Source organism: Dyadobacter sp. (genome assembly GCF_051859145.1).
GTDB lineage: Bacteria > Bacteroidota > Bacteroidia > Cytophagales > Spirosomataceae > Dyadobacter.
Genome location: NZ_JBHYGF010000073.1, coordinates 1 through 12,174, shown reverse-complemented (window position 1 = coordinate 12,174; position 12,174 = coordinate 1). Strand labels below are relative to the sequence as shown.

Annotated in this window: 11 protein-coding genes; 8 read left to right on the top strand and 3 right to left on the bottom strand. The window is 46.8% G+C overall.

Features of this window, described 5'->3' with window-relative positions; genetic code table 11:
- Window positions 1–911, bottom strand: a 911-nt coding sequence (locus ACTIE6_RS05760; RefSeq protein WP_439555723.1) for a polyprenyl synthetase family protein, incomplete at its 3' end; no start/stop codon positions are given.
- A 334-nt stretch (window positions 912–1,245) separates the two neighbouring features.
- Between ACTIE6_RS05760 and ACTIE6_RS05755 the strand changes: the two genes are divergently transcribed.
- Together ACTIE6_RS05755 and ACTIE6_RS05750 are read left to right on the top strand one after the other, a co-directional pair.
- Window positions 1,246–2,154, top strand: coding sequence for a patatin-like phospholipase family protein (locus tag ACTIE6_RS05755; protein ID WP_439555722.1), 909 nt, complete (start codon window positions 1,246–1,248; stop codon window positions 2,152–2,154).
- A gap of 12 nt (window positions 2,155–2,166) precedes the next feature.
- A complete protein-coding gene (locus ACTIE6_RS05750; protein ID WP_439555721.1) occupies window positions 2,167–3,051 on the top strand; it encodes a glycerophosphodiester phosphodiesterase family protein in 885 nt (294 codons plus the stop codon).
- Between the two features lie 55 nt (window positions 3,052–3,106).
- On the opposite strand, the gene ACTIE6_RS05745 is transcribed toward ACTIE6_RS05750, so the two are convergent.
- Complete coding sequence (locus ACTIE6_RS05745; RefSeq protein ID WP_439555720.1) at window positions 3,107–6,457, bottom strand: TonB-dependent receptor; 3,351 nt, start codon at window positions 6,455–6,457, stop codon at window positions 3,107–3,109.
- Window positions 6,458–6,805: 348 nt separating this feature from the next.
- On the opposite strand from ACTIE6_RS05745, the gene ACTIE6_RS05740 reads away from it, so the two are divergent.
- Entirely contained in the window at window positions 6,806–7,582 is a 777-nt protein-coding gene (locus tag ACTIE6_RS05740) for an alpha/beta fold hydrolase (RefSeq protein ID WP_439555719.1), read from the top strand.
- On the opposite strand, the gene ACTIE6_RS05735 is transcribed toward ACTIE6_RS05740, so the two are convergent.
- A complete protein-coding gene (locus ACTIE6_RS05735; RefSeq protein ID WP_439555718.1) occupies window positions 7,575–8,009 on the bottom strand; it encodes a hypothetical protein in 435 nt (144 codons plus the stop codon). The genes ACTIE6_RS05740 and ACTIE6_RS05735 overlap by 8 nt on opposite strands.
- A gap of 76 nt (window positions 8,010–8,085) precedes the next feature.
- On the opposite strand from ACTIE6_RS05735, the gene ACTIE6_RS05730 reads away from it, so the two are divergent.
- The 5 genes from ACTIE6_RS05730 (at window position 8,086) to ACTIE6_RS05710 (ending at window position 12,144) form a co-directional block, all read left to right on the top strand.
- Window positions 8,086–8,790 carry an SAM-dependent methyltransferase gene (locus tag ACTIE6_RS05730; protein ID WP_439555717.1) on the top strand — a complete coding sequence of 235 codons (705 nt, stop codon included), beginning with the start codon at window positions 8,086–8,088 and terminating at the stop codon, window positions 8,788–8,790.
- A gap of 100 nt (window positions 8,791–8,890) precedes the next feature.
- Entirely contained in the window at window positions 8,891–9,601 is a 711-nt protein-coding gene (locus ACTIE6_RS05725) for a hypothetical protein (protein ID WP_439555716.1), read from the top strand.
- 145 nt (window positions 9,602–9,746) lie between these two features.
- Window positions 9,747–10,385 (top strand): MBL fold metallo-hydrolase, encoded by a 639-nt coding sequence (locus ACTIE6_RS05720; protein ID WP_439555715.1) that lies wholly within the window; start codon window positions 9,747–9,749, stop codon window positions 10,383–10,385.
- Window positions 10,354–11,106 carry a CDP-diacylglycerol--serine O-phosphatidyltransferase gene (gene pssA, locus ACTIE6_RS05715; RefSeq protein ID WP_439555714.1) on the top strand — a complete coding sequence of 251 codons (753 nt, stop codon included), beginning with the start codon at window positions 10,354–10,356 and terminating at the stop codon, window positions 11,104–11,106. Before ACTIE6_RS05720 ends, pssA begins: the two co-directional genes overlap by 32 nt.
- 36 nt (window positions 11,107–11,142) lie before the next feature.
- Window positions 11,143–12,144 (top strand): 3-oxoacyl-ACP synthase III family protein, encoded by a 1,002-nt coding sequence (locus ACTIE6_RS05710; RefSeq protein WP_439555713.1) that lies wholly within the window; start codon window positions 11,143–11,145, stop codon window positions 12,142–12,144.
- Window positions 12,145–12,174: the final 30 nt, after the last annotated feature.

Genomic DNA, 12,174 nt, shown 5'->3' with positions numbered 1-12,174 from the left:
GCAAACTGCATTAATATCACGTGGGCTTCCTCAACGTACCGCTGCATTACTTCCTGTGCGTAGCGCAACCCGCCGGAGCTTTTTACGAAATCAATGACCTCCTTTACCTTGCCGGGCTTGTGACTTTCATTTTTGATAATATTGATCACCCTTCTTTTTTCAAGCCAGGAAGCTTTGTTGAGCGCATAGATTAGCGGCAGGGTCATTTTCTTTTCCTTGATATCAATACCAAGCGGCTTTCCAATTTCCTCTTCACCATAGTCAAAAAGGTCGTCTTTGATCTGAAATGCCATTCCAACTTTCTCGCCGAAAGCGTGCATTCGTTTGACGATTTCTTCGGTAGCGCCCACGGAGCTGGCTCCTACTGCGCAGCAGGAAGCGATTAAGGAAGCAGTTTTCTGGCGGATAATCTGATAGTATACTTCTTCATCGATATCAAGGCGGCGGGCTTTTTCTATTTGCAGCAACTCGCCTTCACTCAATTCCCGGACTGCGGTCGAAACGATTTTTAAGAGATTAAACTCTTCATGATCGACTGACAAAAGCAGTCCGCGCGAAAGGAGGTAATCTCCTACTAACACGGCGATTTTGTTCTTCCACAATGCATTCACAGAAAAGAAGCCGCGACGGTAATTGGAATCGTCCACCACATCGTCGTGCACGAGTGTGGCTGTATGCAAAAGCTCTATTAAAGCACCGCCCCTGTATGTTGATTCTGATATAGTACCGCAGACCCCGGCGGAAAGAAAGACGAACATCGGACGTAGTTGCTTGCCTTTACGCCTTACAATGTAGTTCATGATCTGGTCAAGAAGCATTACATCGCTCTTCATAAATTGACGAAATTTCTGCTCGAAAGCCTTCATTTCGTCTGCAATAGGAACTTGAATTTCCTTTATTGAAAGGGTCATATGCATGTAAAAGGGACAGCGTCCCTCTGGATATTAAGAGGTAGTCCAGGCCAGGATTCCGATCCTGTGAACACCAAAGATGTTCCTGAACACTAATCTTCAAATTTGGAATAAAATCTTCTGTTTATATCAATTTAATGGTGAAAATGTTTAGAATTGGGGGGAAGGAGGAGAGGGAGGATGGAGGAAGGGAAGGAAGTTTTTGTCACCCTGAGCGCAGTCGAAGGGAAGAGCGACAACGCATTCCCTTCGACTGCGCTCAGGGTGACAAAGCTTGTGCCTCAGTTCCACGGCGGCTCACTCATTCCCTCATTTAATCATTCAATCATTAAAAATGAAAGCACTTGTCCTCGGGGGCGGATCTATGAAGGGGGCTTTTCAGGTGGGCGTTATTCAGGCGGTACTGGAAAATGGATTTGAACCTGAAATGATTTACGGGATCTCGGTTGGCGCATTGAACACTACCTTTCTGGCCAACGAGGCGGGTAAACAGCTTAGTGAAAAGGGTGAGGTAAACTGGCAGGTGGCTGGTCGCCGCCTGCTTGAATTCTGGATCAAAAATATTACTGCCCCACAGGATATATCCATGCTGCGATCCCGGGTAATGCTCGGGATGAACACCTTAATGAGCCGATTTGACGGGATTGTCGACCCGGCACCGCTGCATAATCTGATCCGCAAGCAGGTAAAGAGCGAGTACCTGGCCAATACTCCGGTTAAAGTTAAAGTAGGTGCTGTGAATGTCAGCTCCGGCGAGATCAGGTATGTTTCAACCGCCGACCCGCATTATGTGGATTTCGTATTTGCGAGTTCTTCCATTCCCATGTTGATGCCTGCCGTGGAAATAGAGCAGCAACTCTACCTCGACGGCGGAATGCGCGAGGTAGCGCCCATTCGGCAGGCTATTGAAGATGGAGCCACCGAAATCGTGCTCATTGCCTGCCACTCTCCCCTGCTCTATCAACCGGAAGGAATTAATGCACGAAACCTGATTACATTGATCGAACGCGTGCGGGATATTACTGTAAACCAAATTGTTAACAGCAATATTCTTTGGGCTGAATCGTATGTAGACCGGTCTATACTCAGAGGAAAGCAGATGAAGCTCACGGTAATCCGACCAATTGCCCCGCTGTTCCTGGACTTGCAGCGTTTTACGTCAGACGATATTTCGCGACTGATCGTAGAAGGCTACCGCACGGGAATGGAATCGGTTTTGAAGAAAGACAAGGTACCGGACTAAACTTCCAAGCTCATGAACTCAATAGTCAAAAATGGAATCGCCATACTGCTCGGCGCCATTCCGATGTATGGTTTTGCACAAGGTGAATGCAAATTTGACACACCTCATGCACTGCAACGCTACCTCAAACCCTCCGGCCGCACCACGCCCATGATCATGGCGCACCAGGGAGGAACAGAAGACGGTTTTCCCGGCAATAGCCTGGCTACATTTGAAAGAACCTACAAGCAAGTTCCCTGCGTTTTGCTCGAATTTGATGTGAGAATGACCGCCGACAGCCTGCTCGTGATCTCGCACGATAACGAACTCGAAACCCGCACCAATGGAAAAGGGCTTTTAAACAAAAAGAAATGGAAAGAAGTAAGCAAACTGAAACTGAAAGACAGCCAGGGTACGATCACAGAACATGGAATGCCCACTTTACAGCATGTACTGGATTGGAGTAAAGACAAAAACCTGATTCTTATTGTCGATAAAAAGCCCGAAACCAGCTTACCTAAAACTATTGAAATGCTGAAAGCAACGGGCAATGCAAATAAATCGGTGCTGATATGCTACTCGCTTGCGGAGGCAAAACAGGCACACCAGCTTGCACCGGATTTAATGCTGGCCGTCGGATTTAACAGCAACGATCACATTGAAGCAGTTACCAAGTCGGGTTTACCGATGGAAAAGCTGGTTGCATTAACCCCGCGGGATTTGCAGGACAAGCCTTTTTACGACAAAATACACAACCTGAACGTCGTATCCTCGTTCGGTACCAATGGAAACATTGACACCCTGCAAGCCAGCGCTTCCCGGCCGCTGTACCAGAAGCTCTGGGAGAGCGGCGGGCCGGATATCATCTGCACCGACAATCCCGTTTTGGTACAAAGTATTTTTTACAAAAAAGAATAAAAACAGAAAGCCCGGCCAAATGACCGGGCTTTCTTGCTAACCAGCAGGTTTCTGCTTAGTTGAAGATATAACGGATACCAACCTGCGCCTGCCAAACGTCGTTGATCGTACGACCTTTCACGAAAGCATCGAGAACCAGGACAGTCTCACCATTCACAACCTGCGTTCCCATTCTGTATGAAGGAACCCCGTCTGCTGAAACGCTTGCGAAGTTAAGCGGGTTGGATTGTGTGCTGTTGGAAGAAACAGTTACCTGGTTTCCTACACCCCATTTGTTGTTGATCAGGTTACCGACATTGAAAATATCAGCTCTCAGGCGAATGATGTTCTTCTTGTTTTTCGCACCAACTTTCACGAAGAAATCCTGCTCAACGGTGAAGTCAAATCTAGTCAACCAAGGATAAGCACCGCCATTACGCTCTGTATATTGTCCTTTTCTTTCTGACAAATACGGGTGGTTATCAATGTATTTCTGGAAAGCCTCAGCTTGCTGCTCTGGCGAGAATGTGTAAGTTTTCCCGTTAACAGTTGTAGTCAGCGTAGAGAATCTGATTTCCGAAGCACTGTTTGGAACATAAAGCAAGTCATTGTTCTGACCATCACCATTCAAATCCGTTGAGCTGATGTAAGAAAGCTTCGTGCCGCTGTTGGAAACACCACCCAATGTAAACATAGTAGCGCCGCCGAATTTACCGCCATACTCTTTACGGTAGCTTACATATCCCACAAAACGGTGACGCAAATCGTTACCAGACCAGGCAAGATCAAGGTAGTTCAGTCCATTAATACCCGGTACGTTACCTTCTACTGTACTGGATACAGAAGCAATGTCTTTCGCTTGTCCGTAAGTATAACCGATCATTCCACCGAAGCCGCGCGTTGCTGCTTTTTCAAGTTTACCCGTGATCGAGTAAGAATAACCTTTGTTGGTGTTGGTCAAAACATACACGTTTGAAACCGTCGTGTTCACGAGGCGAGCCGGGTTAACTGCTGCGCCAGATAAGCCCGAAGCGGGGAAACGATCGCGGTTATCAACACCTGCAAACTGTGCAGTAGGCGCTTTCAGGTTCACGTCAATATAGCGGAGTGCATTGTAGTTTTTATTGAAAATACCTTCCACAGTCGCCACTACGCCCCAGCCCAATTGCTGATCGATACCAATGTTGCTTTTCCAAACTTGTGGAAATTTCAGGTTTTCGTCAGAAGCATTCACCTGGTAACCGCGCAATGGAGCAGAGGTTGTTGGATTGTAACGGGAAGGATCCAATGTAAATGGATATGCAGTTGTGTTGTTACCAACAATCGTCGCAGAGTTCACCCCATTGTTACCCAACTGATTTGAGATCAAAACGTAAGGAATTCTTGACAAGAACAACCCTGTTCCACCGCGAACCTGGGTAGTACGGTTTCCTTTTACATCCCAGTTGAAACCGATACGTGGAGACAGGTAAATGCGGGATTTGGGAACGTTACCTGTGTTAACTTTATAAGTTTCACCGGCTGGATCCTTGAAATCTATTCCTGCTACTTCTGCATTGTAATATTGTTTCGAAGTGTTCGGGATCGTGATATAGTCGCCACGAAGACCTGCCGTCACTTTCAAGTTAGGCGTAACCTGGTATTCATCCTGTACATACAAACTGATTGTCTGCGTTTTGAACTCCTGCCAGGGAGCAGCGCCGCCTGGAAGCAATGAATAACGATAGTTGAAACGAACCAATGTGTCCGGTGCAACAGTCAGGTTCGGGTTAGCCAGATATGCATTTGCTGCATTTTTGAAATCCTGGATTGAACGGAAAACGTAAACCCCGTTTGAAGTCGGGAAGAACAAGTTGTTTGACTTGAAATACTCGTAAGAAGCACCGGCAGTCAAAGTATGTTTTCCTGCGAAATAAGTCAGGTTATCGGTGATATTAAGCGTAGAGTAATCCAGTTTGTTATTTGGGGTAAATGGATCGGAACCGATTGTGGTGTAAGTAGATCCGTCTTTCTGGATTTCGATAGTTGGGAAAATCGGCGCTTTGTACTTTCTGTCTTCAATCTGCTTGTTGAAAGTTCCGATCAGGTTGTTGGCGAATTTCCCACCGAAGTTAGAGTTCAACTCAGCTACGAAAGAGCGTGTGTTATCCTGGATAATGTAGCCCGTATTCTGAGGAGAAATCGCGGAAAGCGAGTTGGTACGGTTACCGAAACCAGCTGTGTTGCTACTGTTGCTCTGGCTGATCAACACATCAGAGTCAGAATCGTGGTGTGAGTAACGAACTGTCAGTTTGTGCGCGTCGCTGATGTTGTAATCAATGCGGGCAAGAAACTTATTACTCTTGTTCTCATTGTTGAAACCGTCGATCGCACCGATATCATATTGGAATTTTTCGCGCATGAAAGCGCCCAGATCTTCCAGGTCGGCAGCAGTTGTACGGGATACATTGTCACCCGACTGACCGCGGTTCAAGACAAAATCCAATGCAGGACTTGAACGTTTCACAAACTCCCCGTTTACAAAGAAGAAAAGCTTGTTCTTAATGATCGGGCCACCGAAACGGAAACCGGTTGTTTTTTCATTGAACTCAGTTACGTTGATCTTGCTTCCGTAAGCCTCATCACCTGCAAGACTTTTGTTTTTGAAGAAATGGAAAACCGATCCTGAAAATTCATTGGTACCTGAGCGGGTTACTGCATTAATACCCGCACCCGCAAAACCTGATTGACGAATGTCAAAAGGCGCAATGTTGATCTGAACTTCTTCGATAGCGTCCAGCGAGATTGCAGAGGAACCTGTCCGGCCACCTGCTGCTGCTTCGTTACCCAATCCGAAACCATTATTGAAAACAGATCCGTCAATGGTAAAGTTGTTATAACGGCTGTCCTGCCCACCGAATGAGCGGCCGTTACCGTAGGCATTATATTTGGTGATATCATTTAAAGTTCTTCCCAAAGTTGGAAGGCTGCCTAGCAATCCTTTATCGAAAGTTGTCGCTGCACCTGTGCGGTCTGAGCTGAAAATGTCACTTCCTGCACCTGTTACAACTACTTCGTTCAGATCAGTAGATCCGTCCTGCAGATCGAAATTGACATTCGCTGCTGTTCCCAGGTTTGCGAAGATATTTTCCTGAGATTTGTCGCTGAAACCAACGAACGAGACAGTCACCGAGTAAGGCCCGCCTACCCTAACTGCCGGGATGGTGTACAAACCCTGTTCATTCGTAACAGATCCGTACCTTGTACCGGAAGGCGTGTGAATCGCCACAACGGTTGCACCTGGGAGCGCGTCACCTTTTGTGTCTGTAACCCGGCCGGTGATTGCTGATGAAGTTACCTGGGCAGAAACATCCGGCCCGAAAATGGTTAATAGAAGAGTAACCAGCGTACAACACGCTGCCTTGAAAAGTAAACTTTTCCCGTTCATAAAAGTTGGTGATTTGGTTTGTATAAATGGGGGCATCATCGATCGCGATGAGTGATCATTTACCGCAAAATAATAAGATTTTTATTTTAGAAACAAAAACACTAATCCTACTAAAATACAATACTAATATACGTAACTAATTGATCTATTGAAATAATACAGAATAGTGTACCAATACTTCAATATTTTGAAAGTTACCAAATCGTTAAAAATCCTTTATCAGCAGCATTACCGTATTCAGCCGATTATTTACCGGTTTCGGCTATTTTAAATCTTTTTTAAACGGAGGCGCCTGCGGGCAAAAATTCCAATATTATCGTATTATTAAATTTTCATTCAACTCATATCATGCAGCTCAATTTTAAACAGGTAGGTGAACACGGCAAGCCGGTTATTATACTTCACGGCGTTTTCGGCCTGCTCGATAACTGGTCGGGAATCAGTAAAACGATCGCGGAGCTGGGATACCGCGTTTACCTGGTCGATCAGCGAAACCACGGCCGCTCCCCACACGCGGGACCACTCGACTTCCCCACTTTTGCAGCCGACTTAAAGGAATTTATAGCAGAACATCATTTGGAGAACCCCATTCTGATCGGACATTCAATGGGCGGCAAAACGGTGATGCAGTATGCAGTAACTTACCCGGGCACTTATGAAGCGCTGGTTGTAGTTGATATCGGCCCGAAAGGATACCCCATTCACCACGCCCAGATATTGGAAGGTTTGAATGCAATTCCCATTGATAAAATAGAAAGTCGGAACGAAGCTGACGAGCTGTTAAGTGAATACGAGCCGATATTGGCAGTGCGCCAGTTTTTGCTCAAAAACCTGTACAGAAAGGATGAAGGTGGCTTTGCGTGGCGTTTCAACCTGCCGCTACTCACGACGGATATGGCCAATGTAGGTCAGGAAATTACCTACCAGACGCCCATTTCGGGCCCAGTGCTCTTTATACGTGGCGAAAAGTCTGATTATATCAAAGACGAGGATTTTGCCGGAATTCAGGAAATGTTCCCCGAAGCCAGATTCGAAACCATTGCAGACGCTGGCCACTGGGTACAGGCAGAAAAACCGAAAGAATTCGTTGCGGCTGTTGCCGGGTTTTTCGATGAGGCTATCTGATGTATTTCCGGCGTTGTTTGAGGCAGGAAGATACGATCAGTTCGTTGCCGGTAACTGTAATTTCCCAAACCGGACAATAAACACAGCTGACAGTTGCACAAATTCCGTTTGCCGGAATCGGGGACTGGGGCTTGATATCCATTAGTACTCCATTGATGATGAGGGATTTGGGCGCGCAGCACATCGGGAGACCGTCAGCTTGCAGCACAACCCCGTCTTCACGGAACCCGATGGTGTCCACTTGAGAAGCAGCAACATATTCCCATTCGTTCCTGTTGTCAACGGAAGCCCGCTCGATCTGGCTCAGGCGCCATTTACCGGCTATCGGACTTGCAACCGCAATTCCATTCAGGGCCGCGTCCATGCTGTCTTTTTTACAGGAAATAAGAACGGTAAGAAATAGTGTGAAGTATAAAAGCCTTTTCATAGTGATTAAGTTTGTATAAACCTTAGGATGCAAATAGCCTCGGATTGGTTGGAAACAAGCAATAACTACAACTTCAATGCGTAAAACTGCCTTAAAGCTTTTCATGATCCCCACTGTCCTGGCCGACGGTACCCAAGATCAGGTACTCAGTCCGGGGGTGATAGCGGCTATTGAATCGCTGGATATTTTTTTTGTGGAAAATGTGCGTACTGCCAGGCGCTTCATCAGCAGCCTGCGTCTCGGAAAAGTGATTGACGAGCTCACATTTATTGAACTAAACAAAGACACTCCTGAGGCTGAAACCTATGAAGCACTGAAAAGTCTTCCCCGGGATGCGGGCGTGATTTCGGAAGCGGGCTGTCCTGGTATTGCTGATCCCGGCGCAGTTGCGGTGAACCTGGCACATCAGCTGGGCATTCAGGTAGTGCCGCTGGTGGGGCCTTCTTCCATTCTGCTGGCTCTTATGGCCTCAGGGCTTAGCGGACAATCGTTTGCATTTCACGGATACCTGCCCATTGACAAGGTACAGCGCAAGAAAATGATACAAACGCTGGAAAGGGAAAGCCGGCAGCGGCAGCAAACGCAGCTGTTTATGGAAACTCCTTTCAGAAATAACCAGTTGCTCGACACGTTGCTGGAAACCTGCCAGCCTGATACCATGCTCAGCATCGCAGCTGACATTACAGCTGCGACGGAATTTGTGAAAACAATGCCCGTCAGGAATTGGAAATCGAGTAAACCTGACCTGCACAAGCGGCCAGTCATTTTTTCAATCGGGTAAGTGAAGAAATTTTAAATGGTGCTGTTTCCAACCTTGCAGGCGGTATTTGCCTCTTGAAGCAACAATGCATTATTTACTTTATTAACAAATCAGCTTAACAATGAAAAAATGGATCGCAGCAGCAGGTGTAATTTTCACACTGGCAATGTCTGCCTGCAATGATGACGGCCTGAATGCAATCACTACCGTAGATTCAAACTTCGAAACCGGCGCGGAAGGCTGGACAGCAGAATTCTCTGATTACTCCACCAAAACAGATACTTCAACCTTAGACCTTGCTGCCGGCGTACTCTCGTTACCAAGGGGACTTGATACCACCCAGCACGGTTTTATGCTTCAAAGTTCAAACAGGAGCGATGATGTTTTTATGTACCTTAAGAAAAAGGTGATGGGCCTTGTTCCGGGCAAAAGCTATGAGACTGTTTTTGATATCAGCCTGGGAACCAATGCAGCAAACGGCGGTATGGGGGCAGGCGGCTCGCCTGCAAGTTCGGTTTATGTAAAAGCGGGTGCGTCCGGCACGGAGCCGAAAGCCACATTGAAGGGTACCGAATACGAGTTTAACCTGGACAAAGGCCAGCAGTCACAAGGTGGTAAAGATGCAATTGTGTTAGGGGATGTGGCAAATGGAACGGATAAAGTGAAATACACGCTCGTAGACAGGTCCAATGCAGGCAAGCCACTCATCGTCAAAGCCAATGCAAATGGAGAAATCTGGCTTTTTGTTGGTACGGATTCAGGTTACGAGGGAATTACCAGATTGTACTACAACCGCATTAAAGTGACTTTGCAGGAAGTGCAGGCTGATTAATCAGACATATTATCAAAATGCCACAATGCGAGCACCTTGCATTGTGGCATTTTTCTTTTAGGTCTTATTACGCCAAAGCCGCGGGGCTGTTTACAAAGTCTTTTGTAACTTCGCCCCTGCGGCAAATGCAGTAAATCTGACTTTCATGATTCGCGTAAAAGATTTTACATTCAATCCATTTTCGGAAAACACTTACCTGCTTTATGATGAAACAGGAGAGTGCATTATCATAGATCCAGGTTGTTACGAACAGTCGGAAGTGGAGGAACTGGCTGGTTTTATAGAGGCCAAGAACCTCAAACCGGTACATAATATCAATACCCACGCACATATTGATCACGTGCTGGGCGTAGCTGCATTGAAACGGAAATACAACATTCCCTTTTCGCTGCACCAGCTCGACGAGCCGCTGCTGAAAGCCGTGAAAACTTACGCTTCGAATTACGGTTTTTACAAATTTGAAGAACCGGAACTCGACAGTTACCTTAAAGAAGGAGAAATCTTCCGCTTTGGTAACAGCAGTCTCGAAATCATTTTTGTGCCGGGCCACGCGCCGGGCCACATTGCATTTGTAAGTCACGACGACCGTTTTGTAATCGGCGGCGACGTGCTTTTCCGGCTGAGTATCGGGCGGACAGACTTGCCGGGCGGCAACCACGCTACATTACTGGAAAGTATCCGAAACAAAATCTTCACATTACCAGAGGATTATACCGTTTATGCGGGCCACATGGATGCGACTACAGTTGGTTTTGAGAAAAAGAACAATCCATTTTTCAGATAAGAAACCCGACGATATTATGATCAGGCGAAACATACCCAATGCACTCACTTGCGGAAACCTTCTTTGTGGCTGCGTGGGCGTGGTGGAAGCATTTCACAACAACCTGCTGATCTCCTGCATCCTCGTCGGCGTAGCGTTGATTTTCGACTTTCTGGACGGTTTTCTGGCGCGCATGCTGAAAGTGAGTTCTGCGATTGGTAAAGACCTCGATTCACTGGCCGATATGGTCACATTCGGGCTACTGCCCTCTATTATCGTTTACCAATTGCTTATGCAAAGCATCCCCGACCTGATGGGGATCTGGAAGGCTTATCCTGCCTTTATCATGGCGATTTTCTCGGCATTGCGTTTAGCTAAATTTAACAACGACACCAGGCAGTCGGATACCTTCATCGGCTTACCTACCCCGGCTAATGCCATGCTGATCGCCGCGCTTCCATTCATAGTTCAGCTCGAAAGTGAATTCTGGAAAGATATTATCATCAACACAACCAACTTACTGATCCTGACAGTAGTAATGTCTTACCTGCTTGTCATGGAGCTGCCTTTGATTGCATTAAAATTCAAACATTTTGGCTGGAAAGGAAACGAGGCACGGTTTCTTTTAATAGTTAGTTCTATTGTGCTTCTTGTTACTTTGAAATTCCTCGCTGTACCATTGATACTCGTCATTTATATCGGGCTATCACTGGCAGAGAATATGAGAAGACAAAAGGCCTGACTTATTTATTGACAACTTGTTGTTCAAAATACGAATATGAAATTCTCGCGCATTACCGGTTTGGGTTACTATGTTCCTGAAAACATCGTGACCAATAATGATCTGACACAATGGATGGAAACATCTGATGAATGGATCCAGGAACGTACCGGCATTCGCGAACGCCGCTACTTTGAATATGGCAAAGACACGAATTACAGCATGGCCGCCGCCGCTTCCCGCCAGGCGCTGGAACGCGCCGGAATGAGCGCCGATGAGATTGACGTAATCGTTTACGCCACCATAACGCCCGACTATTTTTTCCCGGGCTCCGCATTTTTAATGCAGCGCGAGCTCAAAATGGACGGAAAGCCGGTTATTGATATTCGGGAACAATGCTCTGGTTTTGTATATGCGCTTTCTATCGCCGACCAGTTTATCAAATCGGGAATGTATAAAAATGCATTGGTGGTAGGCTCGGAAATCCAGTCTTCATGGATCGATAAAAGTACCGCGGGGCGCAATACTGCGGTGATTTTTGGTGACGGCGCAGGTGCGGCTGTCGTATCGGCTACCGACGATCCCCAACATTGTATATTATCTACACACCTGCACGCTGACGGGCGATTTGCAGAAGAACTTTATGTGCGTGACCCCGGAAGCAGCAGGCCAGGAAGACCTGTGAACAGCGAAATGCTGGAAGAAGGCGGTTTTAATGTGTATATGAATGGGAATGCAGTCTTCAAACATGCAATTGTTCGCTTCGGCGAGGTAATTGGTGAGGCACTGGAAGCTAACGGACTCACGCACAGCGATCTTGACTTGCTTGTACCTCATCAGGCCAACATTCGTATCAGCGATTATGTACGGCAGCAGCTTGGACTGAGCGAATCGCAGGTAGTAAATAACCTGCAACGCTTCGGCAACACCACCGCCGCCTCCATTCCCATCGCACTATCGGAAGCCTGGGAGCAAGGCAGATTGAAGAGCGGCGACCTGATTTGTCTGGCTGCTTTTGGAAGCGGGTTTACGTGGGCTTCTGCATTAATGAAGTGGTAATTCGATCAATATTGACCAATTGATAGCATT

Bases quoted from the DNA above. Each gene is read 5' to 3' on its own strand.
- ACTIE6_RS05755 (WP_439555722.1), top strand. From the start codon at position 1,246: ATGAAAGCACTTGTCCTCGGGGGCGGATCTATGAAGGGGGCTTTTCAG.
- ACTIE6_RS05750 (WP_439555721.1), top strand. From the start codon at position 2,167: ATGAACTCAATAGTCAAAAATGGAATCGCCATACTGCTCGGCGCCATT.
- ACTIE6_RS05745 (WP_439555720.1), bottom strand. From the start codon at position 6,457: ATGAACGGGAAAAGTTTACTTTTCAAGGCAGCGTGTTGTACGCTGGTT.
- ACTIE6_RS05740 (WP_439555719.1), top strand. From the start codon at position 6,806: ATGCAGCTCAATTTTAAACAGGTAGGTGAACACGGCAAGCCGGTTATT.
- ACTIE6_RS05735 (WP_439555718.1), bottom strand. From the start codon at position 8,009: ATGAAAAGGCTTTTATACTTCACACTATTTCTTACCGTTCTTATTTCC.
- ACTIE6_RS05730 (WP_439555717.1), top strand. From the start codon at position 8,086: ATGCGTAAAACTGCCTTAAAGCTTTTCATGATCCCCACTGTCCTGGCC.
- ACTIE6_RS05725 (WP_439555716.1), top strand. From the start codon at position 8,891: ATGAAAAAATGGATCGCAGCAGCAGGTGTAATTTTCACACTGGCAATG.
- ACTIE6_RS05720 (WP_439555715.1), top strand. From the start codon at position 9,747: ATGATTCGCGTAAAAGATTTTACATTCAATCCATTTTCGGAAAACACT.
- ACTIE6_RS05710 (WP_439555713.1), top strand. From the start codon at position 11,143: ATGAAATTCTCGCGCATTACCGGTTTGGGTTACTATGTTCCTGAAAAC.